The following is a 20540-nucleotide window of genomic DNA, read 5'->3' as shown; positions in this document are numbered from 1 at the left end:
CCTTTTTGTAATGATTAAAAATTATCTTAATAGCAATACTTACCATCTTCGGCTGTTGTCTGCTCTTTACTGGTTCGCATTGCCCCTAAAATTGTAGAGACAAAAACACAGCGTTTAGCTTTGCCACCATGTTTACTAGATAGAGTAATTCTTCCTAGCGGAGGTTTATCAACACTACCCATGTAATCAAATTGGATTCGCTTTACCCCATTTGATTGTTGTAAAGTTGTTTCTTCGTGTAAGCGAACATTGGCATCTAAATCATTCCAGTTAGCATTGGCAGGATTCACACTTGCAGGGTGAATTGCCCATTGAACAATACCATTATTTTCCCGAAAACTGGTTTGCCAGGTCAATTTTTCTTTTTTGGCTTGGCTTTGAGCTTGACGCATGGCGCGGTAAACTTCGTCTTGAGCAGTATTAAGACGGCGAATATTTACAAAAGTCAGCCAGCTTGGTACTGCGATCGCGCTCAACATACTGATTACTAAAATTACTGCCAACAATTCCAACAAAGTGAAGCCACTGCTCTGAGAATTCTTAAATAGATTTTTTAGCTTCAATAAATATAATAAATGCATTTGAAAACATATTTAGATTTTTTTAGTATGCTTGCATTTAAAAAATATTTAGGAATATTTCATCTTTTAGCCGCTATCTTGATGCTTGATAATAATGTCGTAGACATAGTAGAGGGTAAAATAAGAATTACAAAAACTTTAAATACTAGTTTTAAAGTGAAATTTAGCCGTTGCAGACGAAAAAAGTCATTTATGAAAAATTTCGCCAGAAATTTAGCTGCTGCTAAACCCTTTTTTCGATTAAGTGGCTCCTGTAAAGCTTTACAAGTTAGGTATTTATACAAATTAGCCATACTGTGAGCCTTGAGGATAGTTACAGATTCAGATGTTTGAACACAAGCACTGTTAATTACTTGTAAGCAAGCAGTCTCCATCTTAAAAAGATTAGCCGACGCGGAAGTAGCAGATACTCGATATAAAATTTGTGGCGATGGTACTCCTACAAAAGAATAGCGAGATGCTAACCTCAGCCAAAGATCCCAATCTTCTGCCGGAGTCATCGAAGCATCAAATCCACCGACTTCAACTAAAGCTTGCCTATGGATTAAAGGATTGGAACCATTTTCTATAAAATTACTTACTAATAACTTTTCGTAAACATTACCATTTTCAATAGTGTGTGTTCCAGAAACCAAGAAATTACCTTGCTCATCAATATAATTAGTCCAACTATAAGCTACGGATGCTTGAGGATTATCTTGTAATGCTTTTAATTGAGCTTCTAATTTCTCGGTAGTCCAGAGATCATCAGCATCAATAAAGGAAATATATTCACCTGATGCCAGAGATAGCCCACGATTACGACTGACAGCTTGCCCAGCATTTGGATAAGAAAATACCCTTAAACGAAAGTCATAAATATTTTTAATTATTTCTAAAGTTGAGTCTTTTGAACCATCATTAATGATAATTAATTCAATATCAGACAATGTTTGAGATAAAACAGATTTTATAGTTGATGTAATGGTTTTCTCACCATTATAAACAGGAATAATTACACTTATGATGGGCATAAATAAATTTATATTTCTATTTGTAAATAGCCTAATATAGTGCTAACGTTAGAAAATTTAGGCAATTTCTCAAGTAGTAGCTTGGCTTGTGCTGGAGTAAATAAAAATAGTATACAAATTTTTAATAATGCTTTAAAATATGCTGGTTTTTGTAAAATTGAACAATCATGTCTAATAGTTTGCCAAAGTAATTTAGCTGCTAAGATAGCTTTATTTCTAGCTGGTGAGCCTTCTAGAGCTTTATAAAGTAAATACTTATAAATATTAGCCAAACTATAGTTTTTTAAATACTGTAAATGTTCGGGAGCCTGCTTAAAAGCTCGTTCAATCACAGTCAAGCAAGCTGCTTCCTGCCTAACAACATTAGTAGATAGTGAACTAGCTGAAATTCGGTATAAAATTTGGGGATATGGTACGGGCACAAAATGATAATTAGCAGCTAAGCGTAAATAAATATCCCAATCTTGGCCAGCAGGTAGAGATTTATCAAAACCACCGACAGCTATTAAAGCCTCTCTTCTAATCAAAGGATTAGAACCACTCTCTAAAAAATTAATTACTAAGAGTTGGGCATAAACATTACCTGTTGCTGCAATATATGTTCCTCGGCGTAGAAATTGGCCTTTCTCATCAATACAATTCGTCCAACTATAAGCTACAGATGCTTGAGAATTAGCTTGTAATGCTTGCAATTGCGATTCTAATTTCTCTGGTATCCAGAGATCGTCTGCATCTAAGAAACTTACAAATTCTCCAATTGCATAATTTAATCCACGGTTACGGCTAATATTTGCGCCTGCATTCTCGAAAGAGAATATTTTTAAGCGTGAGTCATTAATTTGGGAAACAATTTCTAAGGTTGCATCTTGCGAACCATCATTAATTACAATTAATTCAAAATCAGCAAAGGTTTGCTGTAAAACAGATTCAATAGTTGCTTTAATAGTTTTCTGGCAATTATAAGCTGGTATAACAACAGAAATTTTTGGATAATTTTGAATAGTATTGTTCATGAGTTATAAGTTTTAATAAAATTTACTAAAAGACATTTTAAATAATAGAAGGGACTAATCATAGTACCTAAATAAAATTCAATTTCAAATAGTGCAATTGTATCACTTTGTAAAGTAGATTTATATTTAAAATAATGCTTGAAAATTCGGTGTAAAGAACCTAAAAAAGTTTTAATAAATATTAAAGGTTTTTGCCAGTTTTTAGCTTTAATTAAGCGTAAGTGAAAAACACATAACCCACATCCACGAGCTAAACTTAGTAAGTAATTTCTTTCTAACCGCCAATGTGGTATTTGATGGTAAGTATGCATTGCCGGGTTATACCAAATTTCCCAACCAGCATTGTGGATATATAGCAATGGTTCGTAGTCATCACCTTGCACAAATACACCAGGTAATTTGCCGCTTAGGGTAGGTATTTTAGGAACATTCTCATACCATAGTTGTTTCCGAACCACTAGCGCCGCGCCAGGAGGGAGCCTTAAATTATCTGCATCAAATAAATACGGTTGGTCGCCTTGTTCTCTGATAGCGAGAAAAGCTTGAATGCGTTCAAAATTCTTAGGTGGGCTTACCTCATAATTACCATGAATTTGTCCACTCCAAGCACCAGCTTGTGGATATTCAGAGGCAAAATTATAAGCTGCTATTAGCCAATCAGGTGCAGGTAAGTTATCATCGTCTAAAAACGCAACTAGCTGACCTCTAGCTTCGTACACCGCTCTAATTCGTGCAAAAGCAGCGCCCTGTTTGGTTTCCAAAATATACCTTAAAGGGCAAATGCTATTACAGATTGTCTGGTAATTATGGACTACAAACTCTGTGCGATCGCAACTATTATTATCAACAACAATTATTTCCCAACTTAAATGTTCTACACCAGTCTGAGCCAAAAGCCGATCTAAAAGTTTAGGCAATCGATCTGCACCATTATATGTAGGAATTGCTACAGTAATGTCTAATGATTGAGCGACAATTTCAGTCATATAAGGTATAGCAATTATTTATGATTGACAGTTAAATAGCCATTTTTCCAAAGGTAAAAAGGACTAATTAAACTACTTAAAAATAGTTGTAATTCGCAGGCAGCAACCAAATCAATTTTTAGTTTTGTGCGATATTTGAGTAAATGTAAAGCAATTTTATGTAAATCATTGAGCAGATATCCTAAAAATGCTATTGGTCTATAACAGGGTTTTATAATTACCATTCTAGTAACATAGCGACTAAGACCAATACCTTGAAAAAAAGGAATTAAATAGTCTTTTTGTAAGCGCAAACTTGGTATTCTATGGTAGATTTCCATGTTTGGGTTATACCAAATTTCCCACCCTGCTTTTTGAATGTAAGATAACATCTCTAAGTCTTCACTGGTAAGCATATTGCCAGTGATTCTGCCAGTTAAAATAAGCTGGGTGGGTACATTTTCTAACCAAGCCTCTTTACGGACAACAAGCCCAGCAGAAGGAGGTAGTAATTTTTTATGTTTTTCATATAGTAGTGGTACATTACCTCTCTCTGTAATTGCCAAAAATGGTGCAATTCGGCAAAAATTTATTGGAGGTTCTACTTCCCATTCTGGATGAATTTGGCTACCATAAGCCCCTGCTTGCGGGTTGTTCTGACCAAAAGCGTAAGCTTCTGCCACCCAATTTGATACCGGGTAGTTATCGTCATCAAGAAAACCTATCAACCGACCTTTAGCTTCTAAAACTGCTCTTTTCCGAGCATATGCTGCTCCCTGCTTCTCTTCAAAGCAGTACTTTAAGGTATAAGGGTATTGCCAATTTTCTTGATAGCTTTGAACGATTTTCGCTGTATAGTCGGTACTGTTATTATCTACAACAATAATTTCCCAAGAAATATTTTCAGTGTAAAGTTGATTTTTTAGACGTTCTAGTAATTCTGGTAAACGACTTGCACCGTTATAAGTAGGTATAGCTACAGTAAAGTCCAAACAGTTAGTCATAATCCACGAATTAATTATTATCAAGGTATTTGGGTTAAACTAGTAAGTAGCACAAATGTAATCAAGCGTGTTCAATAGTTAATTTAGTAACAGTAATCAAAAATCAAATAAAACAAAAAACTGCTCTTTATGTCTCAATTTTGCGATCAAAAAGCAGTTTTCTGTACCGTGGTTATACTGGTTTTATGATGTTTTTTATGCAAAAGCAAAATTTTTTAACTACAGTCACTATCTTTTGCAGTTAGCATCGAGCCTAAAAGAGTATTTACAATTACACATCTCTTAACGCCACTAGCTTGTGTAGGATTTCCCGCATTAGGTACAGCTACTACAATTTTCAAACCCGATGTTCCACCAAAGTCTGCATTTGGCAAAATTCCCATGTGGTCATAGGTAATAGTTACTGGTGTAGTTAAACTATAAGATATGGCACCACCAGCAGTAGTATTTACTGCACTAAGATTTGCACCCAATAAAATTTGCTTAGATTTGATTCCTAAGTCCCCGCCCAAATTTTGCCAATTACTTGGCGTTGTACCGGGATAAACCGCAATTTGAGGAATGTTGCTGTTAATTCCGAAACTAACGCTGTAGTTACGTTTGGTTCTTTTTGCTTGCCTTTGAGCTTCTTGTAGTGCAGCTACAATCGTATCATTAGCTTTATTTACCCGTTGTCGGTTAACAAAACCCAGCCAGCCAGGAGCAATGATCGCTGCTAAAATTCCTACGATTAATACTACTACTATGACTTCCAACAGAGTAAAGCCAGCATCTTGCTTTGTAGCAAATAAATCCTTGGAGCCGGGTTTACCGCTACTTCTGGGTAATAACTTGCCAACAAACTTGTTCATACTAACCTGTCATTAATAAATTAGTGCTGTTATTTCCAGATTTATTTTGTGAACAAAAATCCACGTCCTTGTACTCGTACACTTGCAGTAGGAAAATAAGTTTTTCTACTATCTGCATAACTTAGGTTGGTGTTTCGTAAGCGAGCAAGTGCATTGCCCCGTAAAAATACTTGTGCGGTTGTGTTCACTCTATCTACACAGGCATAAAAGCTTGTCATATTACCCGTATCTCGGCTGTTGAAACTTGCTGGTGTTACTTTTGAACCAGAAGCGCATGATGCCGATGGCGCTCCAGTAATGGTTTGATCTATGTAATCCACCAGTACTATAGGAGATCCTGGAGTTACAGTTGTAGTTGTAGTTGTTGGGGTTCCATTTGTAGTTGTAGTTGTTGTGTATGAGCTGAGTCTTGTCCAGCTATTCATTTTTTGCTCGATGGTGCCAACTCCGTCGAGGTTAAATGAAGCAAAACCGGAACTAGGACAATAAGTACTACTGACATACTTGCCACTATATCCAGTACAATCGACACCGCCACTACTAACTGGTACACCATTCCTGATTTGCCATCTAGCAATGCGAGCAGCATTAGACCAAGTGGAGTTAGTGTCTTTAATTAAGTAGTAGGCAACTAGTGAGTAAACGAAAGTATCATCTTTGTTACTGTCTGCTGCTGTAAGTGCTTGCCCAATAAATTCTCGTTTCCAAAAAACTAGTACAGGAACTCTATCGGTAGCACTAGGATCAGGCAACTGGTTTTTGATAGCATCAATGCCTGTAGCATCATAGATATATACTGCCTGCTGCAAATCACGGGAAATATAATCGAGTGCGGTTTGGATTTCTTGTTCGGAACTTGCCTTCGCTTGCTCTTGGCGATCTGTATTCAAAATATTGACCATAAACCCAAGCAGAGGTGTGATTACAAGCGTAGCTATAATCATGGCTACCAGCAGTTCAATCAGGGTAAAACCGCGCTCTTGAATAAACTTAGATCGTTTAATTTGGATACCAAGCAGAAATTTGATTGAATTCATGCTGAATATTCTCTATTCCAAACGTTGATGCTTAGTTACATGTAGTATTTGAAGTTGTACTGCCTGTAACTTTGAGGCGGTTGCACAAATCATTAAATGAACTTGTTTGTGACGCGATCGCAGTTGTCATTTCTACTAATGGAGCTTTACGATCGCCTATTCCGCCAGTGAAAGTTGCTTGCTTACTAGGTGCTTTTTTTAAGTTGCCATTTGAGTCAAATCCATCTGCTCTGTAAACTCGCACACCCAATTGGTAGCCAGTATTAGCATTGGTGGAAGCGGTGTTATAGCGAAATGCTTGAACTAACAAATCTTTACTATTTCCGACCGTACAACTACCATTACCGTCACCATCTATACAATACAAATTGTTCGCAGGTGTTGCGGGAACAGTACAGTATGCATTGGCACTACAGGTTAAACTTCCTACTGTCGGTGGATCAGATCCATCTAAAGTTACGCCTGTACTAGTAGATACAGGAGAAGTAATAGCTCCTGTTCTCACGCCATCAATATATGTTCTTGCTGCTTGAGTTCCTAGTTCTATCCGTCTTGCTTGTACGCGAGACGCAGTTGCCAAGACAATGACAGGTGCGATCGCAGTCAGTAAAACAGCAGCAACGAGCATCGCTATTAAGGATTCAATGATGGTAAAACCAGATTCATTAGATCTGAGTATTTTTGGCTGTTGTTTATGCTTAATCATTCTTACTCACCAACTTCTGGGATGTGGAGATTAGTGCTTTACCACATTAGTTATGAGGGCTTATAGATACCCGACTTCTTTAAAGAAGTCGGGTAGCTGAACACCCACGACTCATCAAAATCTATGTGGTCGAGTATTAGCTGCAAGCAGGACGTTGATCCGCATCAATTGCATAAGAATCGTCGGCTTTCTTCGCACACAACAGAGTCTTCACCCAGTTGTCATCTCGACCAACTTCCCGGAAGTATTCATCGGGTAGATCATCTGGTATTCTTACCAATTTTTGGGCAAACCTGTCTGGTGACTGAGACAGCAGCGCTACATCATAACCCCATTGTCTGGTTGGAGCAAGATAGTAGGGTATCTTACCAGCTAAGTTCGCGGTCATCGCATATCCGTTAGATGAATCTGAGAGATATACCATGTATGGGGCAGTGGCATATTCGCTGCGCTTGATTTGGATAAAGGAACCAGTAATTCTGGCTTTAATGGCATCGCTTACCGTTCCCGTTGGGTTCCAGTTCTCCATAAAGCGGGGAAAGTTGTGTAAACCGCCATTATCTTCTTTGGGGCGAGATGGTGTATCTCCAGCAGCAATAATTAAATTGAAAGTAGTTTCCTTGGCTACTTGTAACCAATTACCATGTACTCCAACGTCAATTTTACTGGGGCTAGGACTAAGATTAGTAGGAGTAATAAAGGGGTTGTCAATTTGTAAAATTGGCTTAAATGTTATATTACTACCACTAACAATCGGTTCTAACCAAGGCATAAATTTAGTTGAGCTTACCTTGACATTCCCTACAGCTCCAAAGGTAAAACCATTGGTCACAGTAAATTGCTTAGTTCTGCCAGAAGGTGGATTAGAAACATCTTCAATCCCGTAGACCTTAAGCGGCGAAACCAAGTTTCCACTCGAATCGCGGACAAAAGCAATCCTATAAGGTTGGCCATAGAATGGACTACTGGAGTCTAAAAATGTTGGATTTGCTAATGTGCCTGTTTTGATAGAATTTCCTGGTTGACCTTCTGGATACTGATTACCTACTGGCTTACCACTGTTAGAAGTTGTCAAAGTCCATACGCAAGGAGAACCAGCAGGTAGATCGGGATCTGGAACACAAACTTCTACCGACAATTCGGGAACTGGTATCCATTTCATAACTGGTGTCACAAAGTTATGCAGGTAAGAACTACCTTGAAACCCTGTTGTCGTCGTGTCGCCAGCAACATCTGTAACCAGGTCTTTGGGAACACCAGTGCTGTCATACCATTGGAATTTAGGGACGTAGCTATTGATGGCTGAGAAATAGCCTGATACATCGGCTGGAATAGTACTAGCAACAGGCTTCCAGTCATAGTCTCCCTCATTACGGAAGCCTTCTCTAAAATTATTGGAAAGTAAGTTAACGGCATCTGCTAATACAGCCGCAGCTCGCCATTCGTCACCAGTAGTACAGTTAGGCAGCCTGGGATCGTTTGGACGGCAGGCAAAGTCAGGATTTCGCTGAGCTGCGGTACGAGTATAAAAGTTAGTCCAATCATCTGCCAATTTGCCACTGGTGTCTGAAGCAGTTCCAAACTCTTGTTGAGTATGTAAGTTAAAGTCGCCTTTGATGTATACAGGCACGTTAGAGGCTAGAATCAGCCCTTTTTCTACATCTCGATAAGTATTTGTCGTGCCACGGAACAATTTTGAACCGTTGACTAGCATAATGCCGTTGGGGCGACGAGTTGGATCGAGTTTAAAGTCAACTGGGTTTTCTAGTTTTGCTGCTGCTGAAGTACCTGCACTTTGATCTGGCAGTGCATCATCACGAGTAGCGTAGATAATACCGCTATTTGGTAGTAAGTATTCCTGTGGAGTTCCTGAACTAATTGTTTTCTTCCGCAGCGCATCAACATCTAATACAGTGGCACGAATTTCTAAAGGCTGTCTGTCTTTTTTATCCAGATCGTAATTTTTGCTTCCTGTAGTTGCATCTATTGCCTGAATTTGCCTTGGATCTAAAAAGGTGGTTTCCCTAATTGCACCGTAAGGAATAGCAGAATCACTGGGTGTCTTAACCGTCACAGTGTCCATAATTTCTAAGGCGCAAAGTGCAGAGTCAATAGCAGACTTATCGGAGAGTGTAAGACTTACACTCGCAGTTAGTTTATCTAAAGCCTTTTTGAGTGGCTCATTCACCAAGCGTCCATTGGGATATGTTAATAGTGCTTGGTAATTCAGTAAGTTCTGATAAGTACTGACGGTTGAAGTCGGAGGGCCATAAACTATACCATTATTGGATTTACCACCAGTAGCTGCATTCCAAGGCAATGTTGATTTATTCTTAGCTGTTGTGCTGTCCGTTGGGTCGTAGTAACTACTTACACAAGCAATTGGTGTGGGGCTTGTTTCGTTATAGCTAGTACCTTTGTAGTGATAAACTGCTGTCGCCCGCATCTGCAAGTATGGAGTGTTCGCAGGAGGCTGGGGAACTTCATACTGAATATTCAGACTGTAAAATTCAAAAGGTTTAATGGCTGTAGGAACTGTGCCATACTTGGCCGGCATCAGATCAGACCAGATTTGTGTGCCGTATGAAGTGAAGGTAGTTGTAGCAGCGGTAGCAGCAGCTGGCAAATAAATCCCTGCACCAGTGACAACGCGCAAACCACCAACCGGATCTTGTGCTGTAGCTGGTACTTTTGCCGCTGCTAGTTCCCATTCTCCATCTCGTCCTATATCACCTAAATCAGCCAATTGCTGAATACGGCTGCGGCGAGTGCGAACGTTATTAGCGCTAGTATCGGTAGTGTTGGCGTTATCAGGATTATCCCAGTAATTACTTGTAATTTGTTGGGTATCGTCAGTGTTTGGCCCAACAAACTTATTTTTTGTGCTGTCCCACCACAATTCAGGTAGGTTATTGCCAACTGCAACGCGATCGCCTACAAAGGTTTCATTACCTTGCTTAACTTTTTCTAGCTTTGTTGGCTCTGTTGCTGGAGGTAGTATTCTATTGGTAACACCACTAGCCTTATTGAGTTCTAAAGTGGCATAACCCGTCTTGGTTGTACCATCGCTGGGATCAAAGGGAAAAACCCATGTGTCTACTGGACGGAGTGAATCACCACTACCTTGCAGTGGACTGGTTGTTGCGTAATCTGTGCCACTTCCTACTTTTAAAGGGTTGGTTGCGTCAACAGCGACCTCAGCATAGGGGACACGGCGAGTACGTTTTTTAAAGTAAAGTTCTAGCAGTTCCCGACGAGACTTTGTAGTCGGTCCATCTTTCACTTCTTGCGGATCGCTAGTTGCAGCATTAGCCATCTGAACATCAACTAAGCGATTGATACGCTTTACGTAAGCTAAACTGTTGTATGCAATTTGAGCCGACCAAGTAGTGGAGTTGTCCTTGACAGATTTATTAGCTTTGAGATTATTACCTGTACCAGTATCGGGGCTAGTTCCCTTACCTTGGAATAAATGCACCAAAGTACCGTTGGTTAAATCAGCACTATCACTGGTGAAAGTACCTGCACCTACATTACCAGCAACAATAACTTTTGCATTGTCAGCTTCATAAAAACAGGAATATGGACTACTGACCTGATAGAGCGTGACTTGTTGAAAACCGCTACCCGTAAGCAGGTTACTGTTGGTAACAATCCGTCCATTCAGGTTTAGTTTTGGACCAGGGGTCATTTCTAAATCATCTTCATAGACAACCGCATTGTTAACTAGCGGTAGTTGTATGCGCTCTTGTTGATATTCTATTGCCGAGAAGCCTTTATTGCCTTTGTAACGCTCATATCCCGCGGGCAGAGTACCAGTTTTTGTAATGGGAACATTGGTAGTATAAACAAAGAAAGCTTTTTTCAACTTACTGCCAACCTTAAACCAGCCAGAGTTACCTACCAAAGTTGCACTGGTACCATTAGTATCTTTACAAGCGTCACCTGCTCCACCATTTACCATAGGTGGCGTTCTAGCTTCTATAGGATTTCTGGCACGAGTATATACACCATTGCTGACAGGAGGATTTTTGAAGTAAATTCCATACAGAGTGTAGCTATCAAATAGACCGTTATTATCGGTATCTACAGGATACATCCATGCCGAGCGAAGGTTGTCAGTGCCACTAGTTAATTTGACTTGAGTTTCATCCCCCAGGGTATATTCATTTAGCTTGGTAGTATCGTTAAATATACTGTCTAAAGCTGTATCTGTAGGTGTAGCTCGCGGCAGTGTAGAATCTGACAACAGCTTGTTTAATTTAGATTTAGCACGATCAACAGCTGGGGCTGCGGCATTGAGAACAGCCTCATTTACTCGAACATTGCTAGCATTTTTTGAGCGTTCAAAAGACCGAAACAAAATCGCCGTAGTTAGCAGTACGACTACCAGTGCTACCATCGCCACTGTTGGCAAGACAAAACCAGCATTCACAGAACTGCGTCTTTTCCTAGTATGAAAAATAGTCCTGAGTAGCCAAATAATTTGCTTTTTGATAGCAGTCAAATACTGCTTACTAATTTGTTTGAATAACTTATTAGCTGCCTTGACTAGATGGCGTTTTGGAGACATATTTGCTTTCCTGTCAAGTATTTAATTACGCTTGTGAAAAAGTTTATGCTATGGGCAGTTATGCCTGTTGAGTATACCCACAGAGCAGATTAGATTTTTTATGTACTTATTAGTGGCTGACTTTGGAAAACCCTAAAACACAGCAACAAAAAATACCATTTGTTTGAGTTATATCATGGGCTGTGTTTTCAGTTTTATCCGGTAAATACTGATCTTTCCAAAATTATTTAATTCATCACTATTTATGGGCAATAACACCGTAAATTTACATTAATTTTGCATAAATCCAATTGCTCCGCAGGCAACTTCATGAAGATGCTGTTAGCAGAGTAAGCTTATATTACCCATTTGATAAAGGAAACATATCAAGCAGTTACTAAATAATGTTAAATAATATAAAACCTCCCTGAAATGGGGAGGTGGCAAAGTGAGTATTTTCAAATTTAGGTTAAACTCATAGCAGAATTTAGGAGCCAAACTGCCGTTATATCTGGTTTTAAGGATGAAGTTTTGTACCTCACTCATCCACAAACCGCTGTAAGAATTTAGGATTGAGAATAAATCGCCTTTAGAAAGTTTGAGCCTAGGGATATAAAAAATAAGTCCGCCTAGCCTTCCACAACGGTAAAGCTGAACGCGGACTGAATGCCGATTAACTGTGCGATCGCAGGCTACCCCAAAGGTAGTTGCGCTAGTTCTATGCTTGTTTGGAAAATGAGCCGTAAATTATATTCGTCGGCTATTTTTGTAAAGTTGGGATACTCCCTGGCAACTTTAAATTGATTGGCTTTAGCTTACTTTGCTTGTATGTGCAAGTTTAACAACTCTTGTTTGCAGATTCACACAGAAAAGAATATAGGGATACAAGGGGAAATCTTCACTAGCTTTTTCCCCTTATCCTCCCCATTTCACAACATCTCCCATGAAACAGCACTGAGGAGGCAATGAGAAATCCAGGATAAGTAGCGCTTTTGAGGGAAACTCTGATTAGTAGTGATTTAGGTTAATTCCAGCTTCTTTAGCCATTGCTTCTATACCTTTGGTTTCCAAGGTTTTGATTGCTTTGGTAGACAGCTTGAGTTTTACCCAGCGATTTCCACTTGGCCACCAAACGCGCTTGCTTTGCAAGTTAGCTTGCTGAAGGCGTTTAGTACGGCGGTGGGAGTGGGAAATTGCGAAAGCGTTATTTGCCTTTTTACCTGTTAGTTCACAGCGACGAGACATAACCAGTTTCTCCAGATGACTATTTCAATACAACCTTTCTATTCTAAGAGGTTTGGGGTGAAGATTTGGATAATAGGGGCACGGCATCCACAGACTTTTTGTAAAACAGATATTTACTTGATCGGTGCCGTGCCCCTACTTGCCGGATAATTTATTTTTTGGTATTCCTCTAATACATGATGCCAGATGGTAGTCGGTTCAGTTACTTACCTGTTCTGTGAGCTTGGTGAGTACTTCATTTGATCGCTCAACAAAGGACTTCATCCCCTCACCGTCAAATCCTTTCTGGGACATAAGCGCTAAATCGTAGACGTGTTGGCAAATCATGTTTACCAATTGCGCTGTGGGGGATAGACCATCACCTTGGATAATACTACCTTGGCTGAGATTTGCAAGATTTTGAATCAGAGGGTGAGCAGTATTTACCAGCAAAATATGGTCTTCAGGAAACTCTGTAGTTTGCTGCTGCATCATAGCGTTCATTTCCCGCAGGCGACGAAGAATCTCTGGGAGTAGTACCATTGCTGGTGGTGTGCCTTGGGGATTATCCGATTTCAAAGCTTCAGTACGGATATTTAGTCTGGGTTTGTTGAGGGCTTTCTCAAATAGCTCTTTGATGACCTCACTCTTAGTTTTGTTGGTCGTCGGATCTACGATTTCCCCAGCTTTATCTTGATCCAACAGGGTATTATCCAAGTCGGAGTCTACCCGTGTAAATTTGACATCCTTATATTCCCGTTCTAGGAAGTTGATGAAGTGAGTATCGATGAATGAGTCCATAAATAGGACTTCTAAGCCTTGGTTTTTGTGTAATTGTACGTATGTAGCTTGTGAGGCTTCATCAGTACAGTAGAAAACCTTGTTTTCGTGACGTTCTTTGTTGCGCTCTAAGTATTCTTTGAGGGTGGTGTAAGGAATACTGGTTGCTGAATCTTCTGTGTTGGCTGAAGTTGGGGTGACATCTTGCCAAACATCTCCTTCTGAGGATTGGACCTCAACAGCTGGCGTTGCAGCAGCTTTTTCTGCAACTGTTACAGTGCTGCGGAAGATAATGATATCTTCGACTTGTTTTTTGAACTTCTCATCATTGAGAACACCAAATTTCACAAAAGTGCCGAGGTCTTTCCAGGCGCTAATGTATTGTTCGCGGTTATCGCGGTAAAGTTCTTTAAGGCGATCGCCTACTTTTTTGGCAATGTAATCGCCTATTTTGCGGACAGTGCGATCGCCTTGCAAGGCACTCCGCGAAACGTTCAGAGGAATATCGGTGCTATCAATTACACCCCGCATTGGCATGAGAAATTGCGGGATTATTTCTTCACAGTTATCGCTGACAAAAACTTGATTGCAAAATAGCTTAATCTGCCCTTTGGTGACATCAACATCGGGCTTCATTTTGGGAAAATACAAAATCCCATTAATGATGAAGGGATAGTCTGTATTTAAATGTACCCAAAGCAGTGGCTCTTCCTGAAAAGGATAGAGATAGCGGTAGAACTCTAAATAATCTTCTTTGCTCAGGTTACTAGGAGATTCTCGCCAAGGTGCTTTTTGCTGATTTAATACTTCACCTTCCAGCTTGATCGCCACTGGCATGAAATCACAATAGGTCTTAACAAGAGTCTTAATACGTGCTGATTCTAAATATTCCTCTTCTTCCGCTTGCAGAGTGAGGGTAATCGTGGTGCCGCGTGTTGTACGGGATGATTCTTCTAGAGTGAACTCTGGGGAACCATCACAAGACCAGTGTACTGCCTGCGCTCCTTCTTGGTAGGAGAGAGTATCAATTTCGACTTTTTGCGCCACCATGAAGGAGGAATAGAAGCCAAGGCCGAAGTGACCGATAATTGGTTGATCTGATTTGCCTTGATATTTGTGAATAAATTCTTCGGCGCTAGAGAAAGCAACCTGATTGATGTATTTTTTAACTTCCTCTGCGGTCATCCCGATACCATTGTCAGAGATGGAGAGGGTTTTTTTGTTTTTATCTATGGCAATTTCGATTTCTGGGTCGCCGATGTCTCCAGCATAATCCCCAGCGCGAGATACCATTTTTAGCTTTTGGATGGCGTCTACAGCGTTGGATACCAGTTCCCGTAAGAAAATTTGATGGTCGGAATAGAGGGACTTCTTGATAATCGGGAATATATTTTCAGTATGAATACTGATGGTTCCTTGTTCCAGCATGATTTGTAATTAAATAAAAATCTCTCATTGAGGATCTTAGCGGCTGTTGCCCAAGTAGTCATTCATGAGTAGTCAGGGATATTTGCACATAACAGATTCGGATTTCCCTACTTATTAGGGACACATTCATAACATAGCTTTAACTAACCTCTGCAATTCTCATTGAAAAACGCTACTAGCAATTAATAATTTTCCTAATCTGTTTAGTAGAAAAATTAGTGTTTTTTATAGCTGGTAATAGAGCTTCTATTTTTTAACTTTTAACTTCTTTTTTAAATTTACAGGAGGACAGTATTATGAGCCAGTTTGTTCTATTTGAGCTATTATATGAACGAACCAAAAAACTTTATTATTCAGTAGTATCTTATGATTATGACAATCCGATTATACTTGATTTGTTAAATAAATATACTAAGACTAAGAAGACAGAATATCGAGTTTTAGATGTTGGTTGTGGCTATGGTAATAAAATGTTTGCACTTGCATCAGCCGGGTACAAAGTATTAGGTGTAGACATTAATCCTCAAATTGTTGCGATTAATCAAAAGCAAGGATTAAATTGTATAACTGTAGAAGAATTTGTTCATAATCCTGATATAGACCAGTTTGACATCATTTTAATGTCTCATATTATTGAGCACTTTCATCCATCTGAGTTAAAAGATTTTATGGATAATTATCTTGACAGACTGAAGATGGGTGGATATTTAATCATCGCTACTCCCTTGTTAACTGACTACTTTTATGATGATTTTGATCATATTAAACCCTACTCACCCCTTGCCATAATCAAGGTATTTGATCAACTTGCTGCTCAGGTTCAATATTATTCTCGAAACAAACTCAGGTTAACAGACCTTAAGTTTCGCAGAAGACACTATCAATCTACCTTAAGGAAAGAAATCTACATCAGGAGTTGGGCTACAAGATTTTATCAGATTGGAGAATTTATTAGCACATTGTTATGCCTCATATCATGCGGCTGGTTAGGTAAAAAAGATGGCTGGGTTGGCATTTTTAGAAAAATCTAAATTATATAGGCGGGCTTTTATTACATCTCTCTAAATAATTGGCGAAATTCAAACAGCTACTGAAGAAGCAAACTTCTTCCTTCTTGATACTCTACGCTTTCCAAGCCAGTTATTAATATAACGTCGCCTCCCTTGGGGACTCAGGTTAATATAGCTGAGCAAGAGCGTGAATTATCTTCAGACGCCTCCAGGACTGTCAATTTGCTCTTGCTATTTTATTCGATGTATTATCAATCACCCAGTAATTACTAATTCACAAATTTAGGAAATAACCAGAGAATTACCCCAGCTATTAGTATACAGACAATTCCTGCTAAACCAGCAAGAGGTTTTTTGTTCTTACCCGTAAACCACTCAGATACTTTATCTGTATAAGTAATTAATTGTGCTGTATCTAAAGTAGCGATCGCCCATACCCATCCTGCGTGTAGTCCCCAAGCTATGCCCAAATTCCCGCGATCGGCAAACCGGGCCAATACTAGCACCATTCCCATCAGCCACAGTCCAGGGAGTTGGGGGATGGTTTCACGTTGTTCCCATACTAAGTGTAGAAGGGCAAAAATCAAGCTAGAAATTACTGCTGCTAGCCAAACTGGATATTCGCGATTTAATTCAGTAAATAGGAACCCCCGAAAAATTAATTCTTCTATGGCACCCACTAATAACGCTATCAATAAAATTGGTAGCAAGTTGGGTAGTACTAACTTATTATTGGCTTCTTGCCATTGGCACCAACCCAGCCATAATTGACAGGTAAACACAATAGCTATGCTCAGTACTCCTAAGCTCAAACCTAAGAGCAAAGAACTAAAAATCGAAATATTACCAACAAAACCGTAATCAGACAAAGACCTTAATCCTAGCCAACTAATTCCCCAGAAAATCAACGGGGCTAATAGATAAAGGGGTACTAATAAGGGTAACTTTTGCTCAGGTTGCAAACTTTTACCTGGTTGCCATTTGAGTGCGATCGCTATTACTACTGCTAATGGCAACCAGCAACCTACCCAGGCAATAAAAAAAGCCATCACTACAACTAATACTGGTGCATTTTTAAGAAATGCCAGTAAGGTGTTGGCTGATGGCTCCAAGAATGTTATTAAAATAGGCACAAAAAACACGACTAACTTCTTGCAACAATAGATTTCTTGATTCTTAATCAAGACTCCACTAAAATTAGTGACTTATGCAAGAGGCCTAATCGTATTTTCGGTTGCGCCAGTTTGTTGTATTGGTAGAGATAAGTTATCAAGCATTAGCCTTCAACCTATCCCTATCATTAAAACAACTTACTCTTCGTCGTCTTCTAAATCTTCATCATCCACTTCGTCGTCTTCTAAATCTGGCTGGATTAATTTCTTGTCAGTTTCACCGAGTTGAATCAAGTGAATATGCTTGTATCCCAGCCTAATTTCAAATTCATCACCTGGCTTTAAGCCCATTGCTTTGGTGTATGTAGCACCAATAACAATTTGACCATTTTGATGTACGCTAACTCGATATGTCGGTTCACGACCCCGACCATCTTTGGGTGCTTCTGGACTGAGAGGAATTCCTCTAGCCGATAGCAAAGCGTCATAAAAATCAGTGAGATTGACACGAACTTGATTATTCTTAGTGACCGTGTAATAGCCGCACTGCTTTGCTCTTTCTCGACGTGGTAAATTGGAAAGCTCTTTTACTTTAGCAAGCAATGCTTTTCCGGTTAATGGTGCGGTTGCAGTTTCAGTCATTATGCTCAAAATTTCCTTACTTTCTCCAAACTAATAAACGATATCGTCTTGTGCCAGGATTTAGCTTTTTAGCATCTGCACAGAGCTACTCTGGTCACTAAGCTGTGGGTAAATTCCTGCTGCTATGGGGAAGCCCAAGCGCCTCTATTATGGTTGCCCACAAAAAATTAGAGGTCATGCTTATCACAGGCATTAATTTCGGTGATTTTGCGTCACTTTTAACCATGATTCGCCAACGAAAATGGAATTGTTTTTTCTTTTGGCGCTAATGTAGCGGTGTAACTTTAAGCCACCTTTACAAATTATGTGGGTTCTACTGCAAATAAGTCTTAGACTAATAAATTGCAGGTTTTCCACTTTCAGTGCTTGCCTTTATTGCCTTTGAGTTATAGGGTTTACCCTACTATTACTCTGAAGCTGTGGACAGCATGAGATTTGAAAATGGTCATACAGGCATACACCCTTTTGCCCTGATAGTAGAGACGTGAATTTTCTTGTCTCTACATTACGAAACAAACAAAGCAGTAGTAGCCGCGCTTGTACGGCTCTTGATACTGGTTTTGTTACTTCGTAATTTTATATTAAATAATAGCATGGACTAATAATAGCAAAATAGTTGTTTTATTTAGAATTAAAATTGCTAGTAAATTTTTATTTAAATTTTCTAGCTCTGGGAAGTAAAAAGCAATGAGGATTTTTCTTACGCTTGATTGCGGTGATGAGTATTCTAGCAGTGCTTTTCTAAAAATTACTCTAATTTAGACCGTCAGTTTTGACAAGACAGTTAAATTGAAGATGTGCTTGATTGAGAAGAGACAAAAAGTTATGGAGATTTAGCTCTCTCTTGATAGCCAACAGACAAACACCAGATAGACTATTTTTTACGTCTGTCTTTGGGATGAATTAGTTTTTCTACATCTGTCTATTGCATTATTGCCAGTACAAGATGTTAATTATCGGTTTAACACTTCTATATAAACAAAAAGTTCCCATTTTATAACCGTCTGAGGTATCCTTTCGGCGAGGTCTTGACTGTTGTTGAGATCAAGATGTGCTGCTACCCTAAGGTGGATTTAATTGATTTATTTTTACTATGGAGGGAATTGTGACCAGTTCATCTCTGGCTAACCATTTCTCACCTATGCTGCCAAACAGGTCAATTCAATGTAAAGCTGCAATAATTTTTTTGCTGTTAGGTCAATAGACTCAGACCAATATTGCCTGCCTTACCCCTACAACTAAAATTTTAATGGTTATGCTGAAACTAGTAACATTGTGCGAAATTCAAAATATCCTAGGGAAAGCCACCCGAAGGATGCCTACAAAATTCAAAATACTTGGGGAGAAGCCACCTTTAGGGCGACTATAAAAACCCTAGATTTTAGGCTTTTGAGCTATTTTTGGGTATTACTCTATTCCTGCGACACTGTACTAGAATCGTTAGGTCTTTAATCGTCAGCCTATTAACAGGTAGCAGGAATAAAGGGCAACAAGAGTATAGCCCATTTTTCGGAGTAACCTGGCTGTAGTTAAGATTTATTAGGCAAGTAAAAAATTTCAAAATTTTGGTTGGTGATAATGGAAATTCTTTTTAAAATCATTCGACAGCAACAGAATTCTTCTCCTGTTGTGCAAACTTACCTTTTGGAGGTAGAACCTGGCAATACAATCCTAGATTGTCTAAATCGCATTAAATGGGAGCAAGATGGCACTTTAGCTTATCGTAAAAATTGTCGCAATACGATTTGTGGTAGCTGCGCTATGCGAATTAATGGGCGATCTGCTTTAGCTTGCAAGGAAAATGTTGGCAGTGAAATTGCTAGATTACAAAAGACACTAACGCCAGCGCGGGAAGTAAATGCCATTCCAGAAATCACGATCGCACCTCTAGGCAATATGCCCGTGATTAAGGATTTGGTGGTGGATATGAGCAGTTTCTGGAATAATTTAGAGGCGGTGACTCCCTATGTGAGTACAGCAGCACGACAAGTTCCAGAAAGAGAATTTTTGCAAACGCCACAAGAGCGATCGCGGCTCGATCAAACTGGTAATTGTATTATGTGTGGAGCTTGCTACTCTGAGTGCAATGCTCGTGAAGTAAATTCCGATTTTGTGGGTCCTCATGCCCTGGCCAAAGCTTACCGGATGGTAGCAGACTCCCGCGACCAAGAAACTGAAAAACGTTTAGAAAATTATAACGAAGGGACTAAAGGAGTTTGGGGTTGTACCCGTTGTTTATACTGTGATTCAGTTTGTCCAATGGAGGTAGCACCACTAGAGCAAATTACCAAAATTAAACAAGAAATTCTTTCACACAAACAAGCTAGCGATGGTCGCTCAATTCGTCACCGCAAAGTATTAATCGAGTTGGTGAAAGAAGGAGGCTGGATTGATGAACGTAAATTTGGTTTACATGTCGTTGGTAATTATTTTCGAGATCTTCGAGGATTGCTCAGTTTGGCACCCCTCGGTTTACGGATGATCGCTAAAAGTAAATTTCCACTTTCCTTTGAATCTTCCGAAGGTACTCAACAAGTGCGATCGCTCATTGAATCTGTGGAAGAAGCCATCAGATCTGGGGATTAGGCACAAGGAAGACCAACAGAAAAACTCTTAACTCTT

At 39.4% G+C, this 20540-nt stretch carries 15 protein-coding genes; 2 read left to right on the top strand and 13 right to left on the bottom strand.

All coding sequences use genetic code 11. From position 1 onward, the window contains the following. Positions 1-26: 26 nt before the first annotated feature. From BV372_RS01315 to htpG, 11 genes are all read right to left on the bottom strand, one after another. The gene (locus tag BV372_RS01315; RefSeq protein ID WP_086682041.1) at positions 27-581 is read right to left on the bottom strand and encodes a Tfp pilus assembly protein FimT/FimU; all 555 of its coding nucleotides are present in this window, start codon (positions 579-581) and stop codon (positions 27-29) included. A gap of 59 nt (positions 582-640) precedes the next feature. After that, complete coding sequence (locus tag BV372_RS01310) at positions 641-1594, bottom strand: glycosyltransferase (RefSeq protein WP_086682038.1); 954 nt, start codon at positions 1592-1594, stop codon at positions 641-643. A gap of 8 nt (positions 1595-1602) precedes the next feature. After that, positions 1603-2607, bottom strand: coding sequence for a glycosyltransferase (locus BV372_RS01305; protein ID WP_086682035.1), 1005 nt, complete (start codon positions 2605-2607; stop codon positions 1603-1605). Further along, entirely contained in the window at positions 2604-3593 is a 990-nt protein-coding gene (gene hpsE, locus BV372_RS01300; RefSeq protein ID WP_086682032.1) for a hormogonium polysaccharide biosynthesis glycosyltransferase HpsE, read from the bottom strand. The genes BV372_RS01305 and hpsE (BV372_RS01300) overlap by 4 nt, the downstream gene beginning before the upstream one ends. Positions 3594-3607: 14 nt before the next feature. Continuing rightward, a complete protein-coding gene (hpsE, locus tag BV372_RS01295) occupies positions 3608-4576 on the bottom strand; it encodes a hormogonium polysaccharide biosynthesis glycosyltransferase HpsE (protein ID WP_086682028.1) in 969 nt (322 codons plus the stop codon). 215 nt (positions 4577-4791) lie between these two features. Next, positions 4792-5427: a prepilin-type N-terminal cleavage/methylation domain-containing protein gene (locus BV372_RS01290; RefSeq protein WP_086682024.1), complete on the bottom strand. Its 636-nt coding sequence runs from the start codon at positions 5425-5427 to the stop codon at positions 4792-4794. Positions 5428-5468: 41 nt separating this feature from the next. Continuing rightward, complete coding sequence (gene hpsC, locus BV372_RS01285; protein WP_086682021.1) at positions 5469-6464, bottom strand: hormogonium polysaccharide secretion pseudopilin HpsC; 996 nt, start codon at positions 6462-6464, stop codon at positions 5469-5471. Between the two features lie 31 nt (positions 6465-6495). Continuing rightward, positions 6496-7170 carry a hormogonium polysaccharide secretion pseudopilin HpsB gene (hpsB, locus tag BV372_RS01280; protein WP_086682018.1) on the bottom strand — a complete coding sequence of 225 codons (675 nt, stop codon included), beginning with the start codon at positions 7168-7170 and terminating at the stop codon, positions 6496-6498. A gap of 136 nt (positions 7171-7306) precedes the next feature. After that, a complete protein-coding gene (hpsA, locus tag BV372_RS01275) occupies positions 7307-11743 on the bottom strand; it encodes a hormogonium polysaccharide biosynthesis protein HpsA (protein WP_086682014.1) in 4437 nt (1478 codons plus the stop codon). A gap of 987 nt (positions 11744-12730) precedes the next feature. Continuing rightward, positions 12731-12967 (bottom strand): 50S ribosomal protein L28, encoded by a 237-nt coding sequence (gene rpmB, locus BV372_RS01270; protein ID WP_086682010.1) that lies wholly within the window; start codon positions 12965-12967, stop codon positions 12731-12733. Between the two features lie 198 nt (positions 12968-13165). Beyond that, positions 13166-15154, bottom strand: a complete 1989-nt coding sequence (htpG, locus tag BV372_RS01265; protein ID WP_086682007.1) for a molecular chaperone HtpG — start codon at positions 15152-15154, stop codon at positions 13166-13168. A gap of 296 nt (positions 15155-15450) precedes the next feature. Between htpG and BV372_RS01260 the strand changes: the two genes are divergently transcribed. After that, on the top strand, positions 15451-16185 hold the full coding sequence (locus BV372_RS01260) for a bifunctional 2-polyprenyl-6-hydroxyphenol methylase/3-demethylubiquinol 3-O-methyltransferase UbiG (RefSeq protein ID WP_086682005.1): 735 nt from the start codon (positions 15451-15453) through the stop codon (positions 16183-16185). A gap of 248 nt (positions 16186-16433) precedes the next feature. On the opposite strand, the gene BV372_RS01255 is transcribed toward BV372_RS01260, so the two are convergent. Beyond that, entirely contained in the window at positions 16434-17306 is an 873-nt protein-coding gene (locus BV372_RS01255) for a CPBP family intramembrane glutamic endopeptidase (RefSeq protein ID WP_086682002.1), read from the bottom strand. A gap of 168 nt (positions 17307-17474) precedes the next feature. Then, the gene (locus BV372_RS01250) at positions 17475-17918 is read right to left on the bottom strand and encodes an AbrB family transcriptional regulator (protein ID WP_086681998.1); all 444 of its coding nucleotides are present in this window, start codon (positions 17916-17918) and stop codon (positions 17475-17477) included. Positions 17919-19496: 1578 nt separating this feature from the next. Between BV372_RS01250 and BV372_RS01245 the strand changes: the two genes are divergently transcribed. Beyond that, positions 19497-20504 (top strand): succinate dehydrogenase/fumarate reductase iron-sulfur subunit, encoded by a 1008-nt coding sequence (locus BV372_RS01245; protein WP_086681993.1) that lies wholly within the window; start codon positions 19497-19499, stop codon positions 20502-20504. Positions 20505-20540 lie beyond the last annotated feature (36 nt).

Origin of the sequence: Nostoc sp. T09 (genome assembly GCF_002154695.1) — a bacterium.
Taxonomy (GTDB): domain Bacteria; phylum Cyanobacteriota; class Cyanobacteriia; order Cyanobacteriales; family Nostocaceae; genus Aulosira.
The sequence above is the reverse complement of the archived record's forward strand: the minus strand, read 5'-3'. Positions and strand labels throughout refer to the sequence as shown.